Below are 15,550 nucleotides of genomic sequence, written 5' to 3'. Positions count from 1 at the left end.
CGCGGCGCCCGCCGTACTGCCCCTCACCCTGCCGAACGGAGCCCGCCGTGTCGAACGCACCCGTGCCCACCGCGCCCGTGCCGAGCGACGGGGCGCCCACCGTGCGCGCCGCCCTGCGCTCGCCCCGCCTGCTGCGCACCGAGGTGCTCGCCGGTCTCGTCGTGGCGCTCGCGCTCATCCCCGAGGCCATCTCGTTCTCGATCATCGCCGGCGTCGACCCGCGGGTCGGCCTCTTCGCCTCGTTCACGATGGCCGTCGCGATCTCGTTCCTCGGGGGCCGGCCCGCGATGATCTCGGCCGCCACGGGGGCGGTCGCCCTCGTGATCGCGCCCGTGATGCGGGACCACGGGTTCGACTACCTCATCGCGACGGTGCTGCTGGGCGGCCTGCTGCAGGTCGTGCTGGCGCTGCTCGGGGTGGCGCGGCTGATGCGGTTCGTGCCGCGCTCGGTGATGGTCGGGTTCGTCAACGCGCTGGCGATCCTCATCTTCGTCGCGCAGCTCGAGCACCTCGTCGACGTGCCCTGGGCGGTCTACCCGATGACCGCCGTCGGCATCGCCGTCATCGTGGGGCTGCCGCACGTGAGCGCGGTGGTGCCGGCGCCCCTGGTCGCGATCGTGGCGCTGACGGCGTTCACCGTGGTCGGGTCGGTGGGGGTGCCCGACGTGGGGGACCAGGGCCGGCTGCCCGACAGCCTGCCGTCGTGGTTCGTGCCCGACGTGCCGTGGACGCTGGCGACGCTCGAGGTCATCGCGCCCTACGCGCTGGCGATGGCGCTCGTCGGCCTGCTGGAGTCGCTGCTGACCGCCAAGCTGGTCGACGACATCACCGACACGGGCTCCGACAAGACCCGCGAGGCCTGGGGCCAGGGCGCGGCGAACGTCGTCACGGGCTTCTTCGGCGGGATGGGCGGCTGCGCCATGATCGGCCAGACGATGATCAACGTGAAGGTCTCGGGCGCCCGCACGCGCCTCTCCACCTTCCTGGCCGGCGTCTTCCTGCTCGTGCTGGTCGTCGGCTTCGGCGACGTCGTCGCCCTCATCCCCATGGCGGCGCTCGTGGCCGTGATGGTCATGGTCGCGGTCGGCACGTTCGACTGGCACAGCGTGCGGCCCGCGACGCTCCGTCGGATGCCGCGCTCGGAGACCGCGGTCATGGTGGCGACCGTCGCGGTGACGCTGTGGACCCACAACCTGGCGGTCGGCGTGGGCGTCGGCGTGCTGGTGGCGATGGTGCTGTTCGCCCGGCGGGTGGCCCACCTGACGGAGACCGAGCGGGTGGTGGTGGGCGACACCGCGTCGTACCGGGTCACCGGCGAGCTCTTCTTCGCCTCCAGCAACGACCTGACGCGGCAGTTCGCCTACGCGGACGACCCCGCGCGGGTCGTCATCGACCTCAGCGCGGCCCGCGTCTGGGACGCGTCGTCGGTGGCGGCGCTGGACGCGATCACGACGAAGTACGAGCGGCGCGGGACCGCCGTGGAGATCGTCGGGCTCGTCGGCGCGAGCGCCGACCGGCACGAGCGGCTCACCGGGCGGCTGGGCGAGCACTGAGGCGGGTGGCCCGGCCCGGTCCGGGTCAGCGGTGGTCGGAGACGATGCTGACGATGTCGCCGAGATCTCCGTCGGCGCGGTCCCGCTCGTCCCAGACCGGCCCGCCGCCGAGGCGGTCGGCCTCGTCGAGCGTGCCCCGCCAGACCTCCGTGTCGTCCTCGCGCCCGAAGCGCAGGACACCGCCGTGCGCACCGACGACGAGCACCGTCCCGCGTTCGGTCACCGCTACCGGCCGACCGTCGAGGGTGCAGGATGCGATGTCTGCGCGGACCTGCAGCAGGTCGATACGGATGCGTCCACCCGCGAGCACGTGGTGGATCGGCCGGGAGTACGGCGCGGTGACGAGCGCCCGGCGAGCCGCGCCACCGAGGAACCCGTCGGGGACGTGGTCGATGTCGAACGCCGACAGGGTCCACCGAGCCTCGTCGTCCTGGAGCAGCACCATGACGACCAGGTCGGAGCCGTCCGCAGCCGGGACCTCGACCGCCAGCGCGCAGAGTGGCGCTGACCGCTCGATGTCGCCCCCGAGGTACGTCGCGTGGCCGACCGTGCGCTCGTAGATGCGGCGCGGAGGTCCCGTGCGGAGCCAGTCCTCGTCGAAGCCGGCCTCCAGCTGCATCGCCAGGCCTTCCAGGCGCTGCTCGCGCTCCCCGTTCCCGTCCATGCGTCGATGATCGCAAGGGGCCGGGGTCGCTGGCTCGATCGACCCGGGCGGAGCTGTGCGGTTGGGGGAGGCCCGACGCCGAGCCGGCTGCACCAACGTCCCAGTTCGGGGCCCGGTGTCGGAGTCACGTGTCCAGGACCGGTGCCGGGACCCGCGCCAGGGCGGGCACGCTCAGCGCGGAGCGAGCTGCTCGAGCAGCATCCGGCGCAGCCACGACCGGTAGTCGTCGTCGGTGAACCCGGCGTCGACCGTCAGGCGCGTGTAGGTCTCGCTGGCAGCCAGCACCCAGAGCGTCGCGGCGAGCTCCTCGGCCGACACGTCCTCCCGCAGCCAGCCGCGGCCCGCGGCGTACGCGATGCCGGTGCGGAACGCGCCGTGCGCCGAGGCCATCTCGCGCTCCCAGGCGGCGGCGACCACGGGGTCGCCGGCCGCGGCGGCGCGCCACGCCTGCCAGAAGGCGGCGGCCCGGTGGTTGGAGGTGGCGTAGAAGTCGACCAGCACCTCGACCGCACCGGCGAGGTCCTCCTGCGCGGCGACCGAGCGGAGGAACGTCGTGTCCAGCACCTCGTCGACGCCGCTCTCGTCGAAGACGGCGACCTCGCGTGCACCGTCGAGCAGCCCGCTCTTGGGACCCATCTTGCGGACGGTCTCGACGGACACGCCGGCGGCGGCGGCGATCTGGGGGAGGGAGGTGGCCGCGTAGCCCTGCTCGCCGAACAACCGGAACGCCGCCCGGTGGACCTCGGCGCGTGTCAGCCTGGCCTGGGCGCTGCGACGCGAGTTGTCGTAGGTGCGCTTCTTCCTTTCGGGCACTGACTCAGGCTACTCTGTGTATCTAAAACCCCATTGGGGTATCGAATGAACCTGGAGGTCCCGTGTCCACTGCCGTCATCTGCAGCATGCCGGCCGAGGGGCACGTGCGGCCCCTCCTGGTCGTCGCCGCCGAGCTCCAGGCGCGGGGGTGGCGGGTGCGGATGCTGACGGGCGCGCGCTATGCCCCGATGGTGCGGGCAGCCGGCGTCGACTTCGTGCCGCTCCCGCCGGCGGCGGACACCCTCGACGAGCTCGGCGCCGGCGACCGCAAGCGCGGTCGCGACGCCATCAACTCCGGCGTGGAGCAGGCGTTCTTCGCCCCGGCGCCGCTCGCCGGGCAGACCCTGCTCGCGATGCTGGAGGAGGAGCCGACCGACGTCGTGCTGCACGAGCCCACCTTCGTCGGTGTGCAGGCCCTCCACCGCCTGGCGCCGGAGCAGCGTCCCTTCGTCGCGATGTGCGGCATCATCCCGCTCGGTCTCTCGAGCCGGGACACGCCGCCGTACGGTCTCGGGATCACGCCGCTGCGCCGGACGCTGCCCAACCGGCTGCGCAACGCCGTGCTCACCGCGGTCGCGACGCGGGTCGTGCTGCGCCCCGTGCACCGGGCGGCCGACCGGATGCTCGCCGGCATGGGGGCGCCGGCGCTCCGGGGCCGGTTCTTCATGGACATCCTGCGCAGCGCGGACCTCATCGCGCAGTTCACCGTCCCGGCGTTCGAGTTCCCGCGGAGCGACGCGCCGGAGTCGCTGCGGTACTACGGCCCCATGACCCGCGTCGAGCAGAGCGGCCTGGAGGCGCCGCCGTGGTTCGCCGAGCTCGGCAAGCACCGCCCGGTCGTCCACGTCACCCAGGGGACGGTGGCGAACACCGACTTCGGCGAGCTGGTGCGACCGACGGTCGAGGCCCTCGGCGACCTCGACGTGGACGTCGTCGTCACCACCGGGGGCCGTCCCGTCGCGGCGCTGTCGGAGGCCCTGGTCGGCCTCGCGCCGCAACCCGGGCGCCTGCACGTCGGCGAGTTCCTGCCCTACGACAAGCTGCTGCCGCTCACTGACGTGCTCGTGACGAACGGTGGGTACGGCGGCCTGCACCACGCCCTCCAGCACGGCGTCCCCGTCGTGGTCGCCGGCGACTCCGAGGACAAGGTCGAGACGTCGGCCCGTGTCGCGTGGTCGGGAGCGGGGATCCGGCTGGGCACCAGCACGCCGACGGTCGCCCAGGTGCGCGCGGCGGTGCAGCGGATCCTCGGCGACCCGTCGTACGCCCGCGCGAGCCGCGCCATCGGCGACGCCATCGCGACGTCGCCGGGACCGGTGGGGTTCGTCGACGACGTCGAGGAGCAGGTACGCCGTCGTCAGGCCGCTGGGGTGGCCTGACGGGGGCCTGGTCCCTGTCGCTGCTCCGCGTCGTGGCCCCAGCGCCACGGAAAACAGCGCGCTGGGGCCACGACTCAGGCGAGCCGCAGCGTGACGTCCCCGCCGTCGGGCCGCGCGGCGTCGAGGATCGCGCTCGGCACCCGGAACACCCGACCGGGGGCCGCCGGCCAGGGCAGGCGGCGCGTGCCGACGACCCGACCGTCCTGCACGGCCTCGACGCGGGGGCGCTCCACCCAGGTGTCGGTCCAGAGCAGCAGCCGACCTCGGGCCGGGGCCGGACCGGCAGGATCGACCACCTGCGGCGCCACCCAGCGCAGGGGTGACTCCACCCGCAGACGCACGCCGGACAGGGAGCCCGGCCCGGCGTCCTGTCCCAGCCACTCCACCACCGCCGGCACGACCTGCCGGCCGTCGATCGCCGCCACGTCCGCGGTGTCGACGGGGTGCAGCAGGTTCCCGACGGCGAAGACGCCCGGCGCGGTGGTGCGCAGCCCGGCGTCGACCAGCGGGCCCCGCGTGCCCCGGTCGAGCTCGAGCCCACCGGACCGGGCGAGCTCGTGGTCCGGGATCCAGTCGCCGGTGGTGACGACGACGTCGCAGGGGACGGTACGGCGCGCGCCCGCCCCGTCCTCGACCACGACGCCCGTGACGCGTCCGCGCCCCTCGATGGCGACGACCCGGCTGCGGGCGAGGACCGGCACGCGGAGGGCGAGGCGGCCGAGGAGGCGGAACGCGGCGTACGACTCCGAGCGCTCGTGCTCGGTGACCATCGCGACCGTGCGGCAGCCGGCCTCGCGGAGCGTGAGGACGGCCGACCAGCTGACGAGCTCGCCGCCGATGACGACCGCGCGCTCGCCGACGGGGCGGTGGTGCAGGTGGACCAGGTTCTGCAGCTGCCCGGTCGTGAGCACCCCGTCGGGCCTGTCGCCGGGGATGTGCCGCGCCGGGCGGGCCCGCTCGCGGGCGCCGGTGGCGAGCACGACCGCGCCGGCCTCGACCACGCGGCGCCCGGTCGGCGCGGTGACCTCGAGCGCGCGGTCGCCCGCCCAGCCGGTCACCATCGCGCGGGTCTCGACGATGACACCGGCCTCGCGGGCGCGGTCGACGAGCACCCGGGCGTACGCGGGGCCGCGCAGCACGCGGTGGAGGTCGCGGATGCCGTACCCCGTGTGGTCGCTGTGCCGCGGGATCCCCCCGGCCTCGCGCTCGCGGTCGAGCACGAGCACGGTGGCCGCCGGCCCGAGGGCCTCGGCGAGGGCGGCGGCCGCGGTGAGGCCGGAGGGCCCGCCCCCCACGACGACGACGTCGGCGCGGGTCGGCGGCGCGGTGGCGTGCGCGGTGGCAGGGACGGTCATCGGTCGGCTCCTGCGAGGAGGCTGGCGCCGCGCGTCTCGAGCGCGGCCTGGGCGTCGGCGCCGCAGAAGAAGCCTTGGCAGCGGCCGTTCATGAGGCGGGTACGACGGCGGAGACCGTCCATGTCGCGGGGCGGGAGGGTCGAGTCGAAGGCGTCCCGCACCTCGCCCGCCGTGACGCGCTCGCAGAAGCAGACGACGTGGCCGTAGGCCGGGTCGGTGGCGATCCGCTCGGCGTCGGCGTAGGGCCGCAGGCCGGCCTCGCCGATGTTCGGGATCCGCGGCGGTGCCGGCAGGTCGTCCCGCAGCCCGACGTCGACGCCACCCGCGGCGAGCAGGCCCGCGACGTGCTCGGCGATCGCGATGCACGCCGTCAGGCCCGTCGAGCGGATGCCGCCGACGAGCACGTAGCGCCGCTCGTCGTCGCGCTCGAGCAGGTAGTCGCCGCCCGGCACGGCGGCGCGGAGGCCGGCGTAGGTCGTCGTGACCTCCTCGTCGAAGAGGGTCGGCATGATCCGCTCGCCCTTCTCGCGCAGGAAGGCGAAGCCCGCCGCGGAGGTGCCGGTCGCGGTCTTGTCGTCGAGGTCCTCGGCGGTGGGCCCGAGCATGACGTTGCCGTAGACCGTCGGGCTCACCAGCACGCCCTTGCCCCGGGACGAGGGCACGGGCAGCACGATGAGGGGCGCCAGCGGCCGGGCGAGCTTGTCGAAGACGAACAGCTCGCCCCGGCGCGGCGTCACCGTGAAGCGGTCGTGCCCGAACAGCCCGTCGATGGTGTCGGCGTGCAGCCCGGCCGCGTTGACGACCCACCGGGCGTGCACGTCGCCGCCCGTGGTGCGCAGCAGCGTGCCGTCCGGCGTCGGCTCGGCGGCCGTCACCCGGTGCTCGAGCAGCACCTCGGCTCCGCGCGCCACCGCGTCGGTGGCCAGGGCGATCGTGGTCGACCACGTGCAGATGATCGACTCGTCCGGGACCGTGAGCCCGCCGAGCGCTCCGGGGCCGAGCGAGGGCACGGCGTCGTAGACCTCGGCGGCGGAGACGATCGCGCACGCGTCGTACCCGTTCCTCCGCGCCTTCTCCCGCAGCCCCGGCAGGGCGACGAGCTCCTCCTCGCTCCAGGCGACGAGGAGCGCACCGGTGCGCTCGACGGGGATGCCGGTCTCCTCGGCGAAGTCGCCGAGGAGGTGGTAGCCCTCGGCGACCAGCCGCGACTCCACCGTGCCCGGGCTCGCGTCGAAGCCCGTGTGGAGGATCGCGGTGTTGGCCTTGCTGGTGCCGTCGCCCACGTCGCTGCGGGCCTCGACGATCGCGACGCGCAGGTCGGCGCCCGCCAGGCGGCGGGCGATCGCCGACCCGACGACGCCGCCACCGATGACGGCGACGTCGACGTCGACGCGACGCGGCGTACCTGCGGGAGAGGGGGTGGTCACGGGTGCTCCGTTCGTTCGGTGCGGGCCACGAGCGCGGCGGCGTCGTGCCAGCGCTGCTGCTCGGACGCGGCCCGGTCGGGGGACCAGGTGGGGTGGACGACACGGCTCGGTACGACGCGGGGCAGCGCCTCGGCGGGCGTGAGGGCGGCGTCGAGACCGAGCCGGGCCGCGACCGCCGCCCCCAGCGGGGTGGCGTGGGCGGAGGGGTGGACCTCGACGGGCACCTGCACCCGGTCGGCGAGCGCCTGCACGAGCACGTGGGAGCGGGTGAGGCCGCCGTCGACGCGCAGGCTCGCCACGGGGGCGCCGTCGTGGCGGACGGCCTCGAGCAGGTGGGCGACGGAGGCGGCGACGCCCTCGACGACGGCGCGCACCACCTCGCCGCGGCCGGTGCCGAGGCGCAGGCCGGTGAGCGACGCGGTCGCGCCCGGCTGCCACCACGGGGCGGCGAGCCCGGTGAGGGCGGGGACGAACTGCACCCCGCCGGCGTCGTCGGCGGCCACGGCGTCGACCTCGCTCGCGCCGGCGAGCACGCCGAGACCGGCGAGCCAGTCGACCGCCGAGGCCGCCGTGTAGACCTGGCCGTCGACGCAGAAGCGCGTCTCGTCGCGCAGCCGCCAGGCCGGCGACGTGGTGAGCCCGCTCGACGACAGGACGGGGTCCGTCCCCGTCTGCGCCAGCAGGAAGGCGCCGGTGCCGAAGGTGCACTTGACGGTGCCCGCGTCCCAGCAGCCCTGGGCGAGGAGTGCCGCCTGCTGGTCGACGACCAGGCCGGTGACGGGCACGCGCGGGCCGAAGACGTCGGTGGTGCCGACGACGTCGTCGCTGGCGACGATCGCGGGGAGCTCCTCGTCGCCGAGCCCGAGGAGGTCGAGCAGGTCGGGGTCCCAGCCGGTGGGGTCGTCCAGCGTGGTGAGCATCGAGCGACCGGCGGTCGAGACGTCGGTGACGAACGCCCCGCAGAGCCGGTGGACCAGCCAGGTGTCGAGCGTCGTCACGACGCCGTCGCGCGTGACGTGGTCGCGTAGCCAGCGCAGCTTGGGGGCGGAGAAGTAGGGATCGAGCACGAGGCCGGTACGGCGCGCGACCTCGTCCGCCGCCCCCCGGGCCCGCAGCGCGTCGGTGACGCCGGCGGCCCGGCGGTCCTGCCAGACGATCGCGGGGGAGAGGGGCGTGCCGGTCGCGCGGTCCCAGGCGAGCACGGTCTCGCCCTGGTTGGCCAGCGCCACGGCGGCGAGGGCGCCGTCGGGCAGGGCGGCCGCGGCGAGCGCCCGCCGGCCGGTGTCGACGACCGCCTGCCAGATGACCAGCGGGTCGTGCTCGACGCCCCGCTCCGCGAGGTGGCGCGGCGCGTGGGCGACCTCGGCCGCGGCGACCGCGGTCCCGTCGGGGGCGACCACGACGGCCTTGGTGCCGGAGGTGCCCTGGTCGATCGCCAGCACGTGCATCGGCAGCTCCTCGGGTGGTCGGTAGTTGGTATATACCATGCGCCCTAGGCCAAGCCTGGCGCAAGTGCTACCTTGCGGCGGTGCCCCCGACCGCGTCCTCCCCGACCCCGCGCGGGGGCGTGCCGCGGTACGCCGAGATAGCCGCTGACCTGCGCCGACGCATCGTCGAGGACGAGCTCGCGCCGCACACGCTGGTGCCCTCGGAGCGCGAGCTGTCCGAGCTCCACGGGGTCTCGCGGATGACGGCCCGCCACGCGCTCACGGTCCTCGCGAACGAGGGCTACGTCTACCGTCGCACCCCCCGCGGCACCTTCGTCGCCGAGCAGCGGCACGTCTTCCGCATCGGCAGCTTCAGCCGCGAGGTCGAGCGCGGCGGCCGGACCCCCACGGCGGTCGTGCTGTCGGCCGAGGTGGGCGAGGCGGACACCGCCGCCGCCACCGCGCTCGGCCTCGTCCCCGGGGCGCCCGTCCACGTCGTGCGCCGCCGCCGCAGCGCCGACGGCGAGGCCATCGCGCTCGAGACCTCCGTCTTCCCCGTCGCGCTGACGCCGGGCCTCCTCGAGGCGGACCTGACGGGCTCGCTGTGGGAGCTGCTCGCCGCGACGTACGGCGTGGTGGTCACCACCGCGCGCGCCACGCTGGCCTCCGTCGTGCTCGACGACGAGTCGTGCCGGCTGCTCGATGCGGTCGCCGCGACGCCGGGGACGCGGCTGGAGCGGTCGGCGTACGACGCGGACGGGCGCTGCGTGGAGTTCGCCCGCGACGTCTACCGCTCGGACCGTGCCGTGTTCGAGGTGGAGGCCGACGTCACCAGGTGACGACCTCGACGTCGGGCCAGCGGAGGCGGGCGGCGGCGACGACCGAGGGCCGGGCGTTGACGAGCACCCTGCGTCGGGCGGGCGCGAGCAGCGGGAAGTCGGACGCGGCGTCGGTGTAGGCCACGTCCCAGCGGTGCAGCCCGGCCGCGGCGGCGCGCACGACCTTGGCCGCGCCGTACGTGTGGTCCGTGAGCTGCACCCCGCCGAGCCGGCCGTCGAGGCGGGAGGCGACGACGGCGACGTCGTGGAGGTCGAGGGCGTCGAGATAGGCGCGGACCGTGATGTCGAGGCCCGCCGAGACGACGGTGACGGCGCCCTCGGCGAGGTGCGCGCGGACGGCCTCGACGGCCGCGTCGACGCGCCAGCGGTCGTCGCCGGCCAGCTCGGCGCCGAGCGCCCGCCCCGAGGCCTCGACGCGGGCGCGGGTCGTGCCGGCGAGGGCGGCCCGCACGACGACCCGGGACGCGGGCGCCTGGAGGGGCGGGGTGGCGATGGTCGCGGCGTACGCGGTCAGCGGGCCGAGCGCGAGCGGCAGGAGCCAGGGCCGCCGCCGGAAGCGGCGGCGCAGCAGCTCGACCGTCGAGTCGCGCCGCACCAGCACCCCGTCGAAGTCGAACACGGCATGGTGCGGGGGCTGCTGGTGGTCCACGCGGGCGACCGTACCTGCGTCGAGTTGGGTCGGACTGCGCGGCAGAGCCGTCGAGTTGGGTTGTACGGCGCGGCAGATCCGTCGAGCTGGGTTGTACGGCGCGGCAGATCCATCGAGTTGGGTCGTACGGCGGCGCGCAGTTCGCGCTCGTGCCGCCGGAGAACCCAACTCGACGCTCACGCCGCGCCGTCCGACCCAACTCGACGCTCACGCCGCGCCGTCCGACCCAACTCGACGCACACGCCGCGCCGTCCGACCCAACTCGACGCGGCCTCCATAAGCACCCCGTCCGATGGTGCATGGATCCACGCATGGACTGCCGCGTGTAACACGCGGGTGACAGGACCGGCCTACGGTCGCAGGGTGACCGTGTTCCGACAGACCCTCGGGCCGACGACCTACACCTTCGGCCACCTCGTCGACCTCATGGCCAAGGCGTCGCCGCGCCGCTCGGGCGACGAGCTCGCCGGGTGCGCGGCGGAGACCGACGCCGAGCGGGCCGCCGCGCAGTGGGCGCTGGCCGACGTGCCGCTCGACCTCTTCCTCACCGAGCTGCTCGTGCCCGCCGAGACCGACGACGTCACGCGCCTCGTCCTCGAGCAGCACGACGCCGCGGCGTACCGGCAGATCTCCCACCTCACCGTCGGCGGCCTGCGGGACTGGCTCCTCGACACCGTCACCCGCGACGACGCCGCCGAGCGCCTGGCGGGCATCCGCTGGGCGCTGACGCCCGAGATGGTCGCCGCGGTCAGCAAGCTGATGCGCAACCAGGACCTCGTCACCGTCGCGCGCGCCGTGCAGGTGACGACGGCGTTCCGCACGACCGTCGGCCTCCCGGGACGCCTCTCCACCCGGCTGCAGCCCAACCACCCGACCGACGACCCCCGCGGCATCACGGCGGCCACGCTCGACGGGCTCCTGCTCGGCGCGGGCGACGCGGTCATCGGCATCAACCCGGCGACCGACTCCCCACAGGCGGTCAGCGACCTGCTGCACCTCCTCGACGACGTGCGGCAGCGCTACGAGATCCCGACCCAGTCGTGCGTGCTCACCCACGTCACCACCTCGATCGGGCTCATCGAGGCGGGCGCCCCGGTCGACCTCGTCTTCCAGTCCATCGCCGGCACGCAGGGCGCCAACGAGGGCTTCGGCGTCACGCTCGAGCTGCTCCGGGAGGCCAACGAGGCCGCGCGCTCGCTACGCCGCGGCACCGTCGGCGACAACGTCATGTACCTCGAGACCGGCCAGGGCTCCGTGCTCTCCGCCGACGCCCACCTCGGCACCGAGGGGCGTCCCGTCGACCAGCAGACGCTGGAGGCCCGGGCGTACGCCGTGGCCCGCGACCTCGACCCGTTCCTCATCAACACGGTGGTCGGGTTCATCGGTCCCGAGTACCTCTACGACGGCAAGCAGGTCGTCCGCGCCGGTCTCGAGGACCACTTCTGCGCCAAGCTGCTGGGCCTGCAGATGGGCGCCGACGTCTGCTACACCAACCACACCGAGGCCGACCAGGACGACATGGACGTGCTGCTGACGCTCCTCGCCGCGGCCCGCGTCGGCTTCGTCATCTGCGTGCCGGGCGCCGACGACGTGATGCTCGGTTACCAGAGCCTCGGCTTCCACGACGCCCTCTACGCCCGCGACCTGTTCGGCACGCGCCCCGCGCCGGAGTTCGAGGAGTGGCTGACCCGCTGCGGCCTCATGTCGGAGAGCGGGCGGGTGCTGCCCGTCGACCCGAGCACCTCGGTGCTCCGCACGCTGGGAGCCGGCGCATGAGCGACGACGACTTCTGGGCCGCCCTCCGGCGCACCACCCAGTCGCGGATCGGCCTCGGCCGCGCCGGCGACACGATGGCGCTGGGCGACGTGCTCGCCTTCCGCGCGGCCCACGCCCAGGCGCGCGACGCCGTGCACGTGCCCGTCGACATCGACGCCCTGGTGGCGGACCTCGAGTCCCGTGGCCTCGGTACGCCGCTGCTGGTGGCCAGCCGGGTCGGCGACCGCGGCGAGTACCTGCGCCGCCCCGACCTCGGACGTCAGCCCCGCGAGCTCGACCACCTCCCGCGGGACACCGGGGCCGACATCGGGATCGTGCTCGCCGACGGGCTCTCGGGCCAGGCGCTGACCGACCACGCGCCCGCGCTGGTCGCCGCGCTGGTCGAGCGCCTGACGCCGCGCTACTCGCTGGCGCCGCTCGTCGTCGCCACCAACGCCCGCGTCGCCCTCGGCGACCACGTGGGCGCCCACCTCGGCGTCGAGACGCTGCTGGTGCTCGTGGGCGAGCGGCCCGGCCTGTCCGTGCCGAGCAGCCTCGGCATCTACCTGACCCACCACCCGCGCCCCGGGCGCCGCGACTCCGAGCGGAACTGCATCTCCAACGTGCACCCGCCCGACGGGCTCGACCACGACCACGCCGCCCGCATCGTCGACGCCCTCGTGGCCGGCGCGCGCGAGCTGGGGGAGTCGGGCGTGCGGCTCAAGGACACGTCGCGCTCGCTCGACGCGGCCGCGGACGGACCGGTCGCGCTCTCCTGAGGCTCCGTGCGTCCACCAGCTGACCCGCCGGCACGCCGCGGTGTGACGCCGGTCGCGGGCGCGTGACCGGCGCCACCACCTGTCGGGACGAGGGGCCGTCGAGACGCCCCCTCACAACGCTGACCTGCGGGGTTAACGACCGCGACACCGGACCGACGTCGTCCGCTCCTCGCTGTGACCGCCCGGTTGCGGGTCTGTGACGGCACCATTACATAAGCGGATCCTTATTCTGCTCCGCAGTAGATCTATTGGACGCATATGTTGCGGGCCGCGCATAGTCCTCTCGACCCCTCCGCCTCACGCTCGGTTCGAAGGCGGTTCACGTCGGCACCCCCCGAGCCGATCTGCACACCCCCGAGAGGACCCCATGCGCACCTCCCTCACGTCCCGGCTCCGCGCCGCGGCCCGTCCCCGCACGGCAGCGCTCACGGCGGCCGCCGTCGCCTCGATGACGCTCGCCGCCTGCGGCGGCGGCTCCGGCAGCTCCGACGACCCCGGCACGCTCCGCTTCGGCCTGTCCGCCGAGCCCGTCACCCTCACGACCGGCGTCTGGCAGGGCTCCGCCACCAACTTCGTCCTGACGCTCATCCACCGCGGGCTCATGACGCTCGACGAGGACGGCGAGCTCGTCCCCGGCCTCGCCGCGTCGGTCGAGACGCCGGACCCGACGACGTACGTCTTCACGCTCCACGAGGGCCTGACGTTCTCCGACGGCTCGCCGCTGACGGCGACCAACGTGAAGAACTCGCTGGAGTACTACGCGGACCCCGCCAACGGCTCGACCCTCATCGCGGGACTCCAGGACATCGCGTCCATCACCGCCGACAGCGACACCCAGGTCACCGTCACGCTCGAGGCGCCGAACAACGCGTTCCTCGAGTTCCTGGCCGTGCCGACCGCCGCGATCGTGCCCGACGCGAGCCTCAACGCCGACACGCCCAACATCGTGGGCGCCGGCCCGTTCGAGATCGAGGAGCAGAACGAGGGCGTCGGCATGACGCTCGCGAAGTTCGACGGCTTCTACGACGCCGCCGACGTCGCGCTCGACGAGATCGACGTGGCCTACTACCCCGACGGCGACGCCCGGGCGAACGCGCTCGTGAGCGGCGACGTCGACATGATCGACTACGTCACCTGGGAGAACTTCGACCGCGTCGGCAGCACCGACGGCGTCGAGCTCGCCGCGCAGCCGGGCCCGTTCCAGTACGTGCAGTTCAACGCCACCGACGGCCCCTTCGCCGACCCGCTGGTGCGCGAGGCCGTGGCCTACGCGATCAACCGCGACAACGCGCTGACCGCCGCCTTCCAGAGCCACGGCGAGCCGCTCGAGGGCGTCGTCACCTCCGACGACCCCGCCCTCGAGGGCCTCGGCGACGAGCTGTGGAGCTACGACCCCGACCGCGCGAAGGAGCTGCTGGCCGAGGCCGGCTACCCCGACGGCTTCTCCGCGACGCTGCTCGCGACGTCGCAGTACACCTTCCTCCAGGACACCGCGCTCTCGGTGCAGCAGGACCTGCAGGCGGTCGGCATCGACGTCACCCTCGACGCCCCCGACTGGTCGGGCCGCCTCGAGAAGGGCGCGGCCGGCGACTACGACCTCGCCGTGTCCGGCGACGTCGGCATCGTCACCAACCCGATCTACCTGCTGTCCTTCGTCCAGGGCCCCGACAACTTCAACCGCAGCTTCGGCTACGCGAACGAGGAGATCGCCGCGGCCCTGACCGACGGCCTGCGGGCGACGGACGACGAGACCCGCGCCGCGGCGTACGAGGAGGCGTTCGACCTCGTCGCGACCGACGTCCCGTTCGCCTCGATCGACACCCGCGACCAGGCCTGGGCCTACAGCGACGACGTCGAGGGCTTCACCAACCTGCCCGGCTTCCACACGTTCTTCAGCGGCTACACGCTGGCGAACACCTCCATCGAGCGCTGAGAACAGCGTCGGAGAGGAACCTGTCGTGACCACGTACGTGCTGCGCAGGATCGGGGTGGGTGTCGGACTCGTCCTCCTGGTCCTGACGCTCATCTTCCTGGCCCTGCACCTGGTGCCCGGTGACCCGGCGATGCTCCTGCTCTCGCAGGGCGACGGCGGCTCCGCGACCCCCGACGCGGTGGCCCGCGTGCGGGAGCAGCTCGGGCTCGACCAGCCGCTGCTGACGCAGTACTGGCAGTTCCTCTCCGGCGCCCTCACCGGCGACCTCGGGGAGTCGTTCCGCAACGGCCAGGCCGTCTCCGAGGCGATCGGCGAGCGTCTCCCTCGGACGCTCGAGCTCGTCGGCCTGGCCACCCTCATCGCGGTCGTCGTCGGCGTGCCGTGGGGCGCGCTGGCGGCCCGCCGGGGCGGCTGGTTCGACTCCGTCACCTCGGTGCTGACGTCGATCGGCGTCGCGCTCCCGGTGTTCGTCTTCGGTGCGCTCCTCGTGCTCCTGTTCTCGCTGAAGCTCGGGCTGCTGCCCGCCGGCGGGTTCACGGAGTGGGGCGACGACCCGGCCCGCCACGCACAGCTGCTCGTCATGCCGGCGATCGCACTGGCCGTCGGCTTCGCCTCGACCGTGGCCCGCATGACCCGCTCCGCGGTGCTCGAGATGCTCCACCAGGACTGGGTCCGTACGGCGCGGTCCCTCGGCCTGTCGCGCCGGACGGTCTTCCGGAAGTACGTGCTGCGCAACTCGCTCAACCCGGTCGTGACCACGGTCGGCATCGGGGTCGGCACGCTGCTCGGCTCGACGGTGCTCGTCGAGCGGGTCTTCAGCTACCCCGGGCTCTCCAGCCTGCTGGTCGACGCGGTGACGGCCCGCGACTACCCCGTCGTGCAGGGCGTCGTCATCACCATCGCCGTGCTCTTCGTGTCCATCAACATCATCGTCGACGTGCTCTACGGGGTGCTCGACCCGAGAGTGAGGCGCTGAC

The 15,550-nt window shown here is 74.2% G+C and carries 13 protein-coding genes; 7 read left to right on the top strand and 6 right to left on the bottom strand.

Annotated elements, in window-relative coordinates; translation table 11 throughout:
- Positions 1 to 47: 47 nt before the first annotated feature.
- Positions 48 to 1,553 (top strand): SulP family inorganic anion transporter, encoded by a 1,506-nt coding sequence (locus QE405_RS16770; RefSeq protein WP_307202825.1) that lies wholly within the window; start codon positions 48 to 50, stop codon positions 1,551 to 1,553.
- A 25-nt stretch (positions 1,554 to 1,578) separates the two neighbouring features.
- Here the strand turns inward: QE405_RS16770 and QE405_RS16765 are convergent, their stop codons facing one another.
- Both QE405_RS16765 and QE405_RS16760 read right to left on the bottom strand, forming a co-directional pair.
- Positions 1,579 to 2,217, bottom strand: a complete 639-nt coding sequence (locus tag QE405_RS16765; protein ID WP_307202823.1) for a hypothetical protein — start codon at positions 2,215 to 2,217, stop codon at positions 1,579 to 1,581.
- A 171-nt stretch (positions 2,218 to 2,388) separates the two neighbouring features.
- Positions 2,389 to 3,030 carry a TetR/AcrR family transcriptional regulator gene (locus QE405_RS16760; RefSeq protein WP_307202821.1) on the bottom strand — a complete coding sequence of 214 codons (642 nt, stop codon included), beginning with the start codon at positions 3,028 to 3,030 and terminating at the stop codon, positions 2,389 to 2,391.
- A gap of 62 nt (positions 3,031 to 3,092) precedes the next feature.
- On the opposite strand from QE405_RS16760, the gene QE405_RS16755 reads away from it, so the two are divergent.
- A complete protein-coding gene (locus tag QE405_RS16755; RefSeq protein WP_307202820.1) occupies positions 3,093 to 4,409 on the top strand; it encodes a glycosyltransferase in 1,317 nt (438 codons plus the stop codon).
- Positions 4,410 to 4,483: 74 nt separating this feature from the next.
- Here the strand turns inward: QE405_RS16755 and QE405_RS16750 are convergent, their stop codons facing one another.
- The 3 genes from QE405_RS16750 to QE405_RS16740 are packed head-to-tail and all read right to left on the bottom strand — an operon-like array spanning position 4,484 to position 8,678.
- Positions 4,484 to 5,764 carry an NAD(P)/FAD-dependent oxidoreductase gene (locus tag QE405_RS16750; protein WP_307202817.1) on the bottom strand — a complete coding sequence of 427 codons (1,281 nt, stop codon included), beginning with the start codon at positions 5,762 to 5,764 and terminating at the stop codon, positions 4,484 to 4,486.
- Complete coding sequence (locus QE405_RS16745; protein WP_307202815.1) at positions 5,761 to 7,191, bottom strand: NAD(P)/FAD-dependent oxidoreductase; 1,431 nt, start codon at positions 7,189 to 7,191, stop codon at positions 5,761 to 5,763. The genes QE405_RS16750 and QE405_RS16745 overlap by 4 nt, the downstream gene beginning before the upstream one ends.
- Complete coding sequence (locus tag QE405_RS16740) at positions 7,188 to 8,678, bottom strand: FGGY family carbohydrate kinase (protein WP_307202813.1); 1,491 nt, start codon at positions 8,676 to 8,678, stop codon at positions 7,188 to 7,190. Before QE405_RS16740 ends, QE405_RS16745 begins: the two co-directional genes overlap by 4 nt.
- 41 nt (positions 8,679 to 8,719) lie before the next feature.
- On the opposite strand from QE405_RS16740, the gene QE405_RS16735 reads away from it, so the two are divergent.
- Entirely contained in the window at positions 8,720 to 9,457 is a 738-nt protein-coding gene (locus QE405_RS16735) for a GntR family transcriptional regulator (RefSeq protein ID WP_307202811.1), read from the top strand.
- Here QE405_RS16735 and QE405_RS16730 read toward each other — a convergent pair.
- Entirely contained in the window at positions 9,447 to 10,106 is a 660-nt protein-coding gene (locus QE405_RS16730) for a haloacid dehalogenase-like hydrolase (protein WP_307202809.1), read from the bottom strand. The genes QE405_RS16735 and QE405_RS16730 overlap by 11 nt on opposite strands.
- 363 nt (positions 10,107 to 10,469) lie before the next feature.
- Here QE405_RS16730 and QE405_RS16725 point away from each other — a divergent pair, with 363 nt between their 5' ends.
- The 4 genes from QE405_RS16725 (at position 10,470) to QE405_RS16710 (ending at position 15,549) form a co-directional block, all read left to right on the top strand.
- Positions 10,470 to 11,882 carry an ethanolamine ammonia-lyase subunit EutB gene (locus tag QE405_RS16725; RefSeq protein WP_307202807.1) on the top strand — a complete coding sequence of 471 codons (1,413 nt, stop codon included), beginning with the start codon at positions 10,470 to 10,472 and terminating at the stop codon, positions 11,880 to 11,882.
- A complete protein-coding gene (gene eutC, locus QE405_RS16720) occupies positions 11,879 to 12,640 on the top strand; it encodes an ethanolamine ammonia-lyase subunit EutC (protein ID WP_307202805.1) in 762 nt (253 codons plus the stop codon). The genes QE405_RS16725 and eutC overlap by 4 nt, the downstream gene beginning before the upstream one ends.
- Positions 12,641 to 13,007: 367 nt before the next feature.
- Positions 13,008 to 14,573 (top strand): ABC transporter substrate-binding protein, encoded by a 1,566-nt coding sequence (locus QE405_RS16715; protein ID WP_307202803.1) that lies wholly within the window; start codon positions 13,008 to 13,010, stop codon positions 14,571 to 14,573.
- Positions 14,574 to 14,598: 25 nt separating this feature from the next.
- Complete coding sequence (locus QE405_RS16710) at positions 14,599 to 15,549, top strand: ABC transporter permease (protein ID WP_307202801.1); 951 nt, start codon at positions 14,599 to 14,601, stop codon at positions 15,547 to 15,549.
- Position 15,550: the final 1 nt, after the last annotated feature.

Source organism: Nocardioides zeae, from assembly GCF_030818655.1.
Classification (GTDB): domain Bacteria; phylum Actinomycetota; class Actinomycetes; order Propionibacteriales; family Nocardioidaceae; genus Nocardioides; species Nocardioides zeae_A.
The sequence above is the reverse complement of the archived record's forward strand: the minus strand, read 5'-3'. Positions and strand labels throughout refer to the sequence as shown.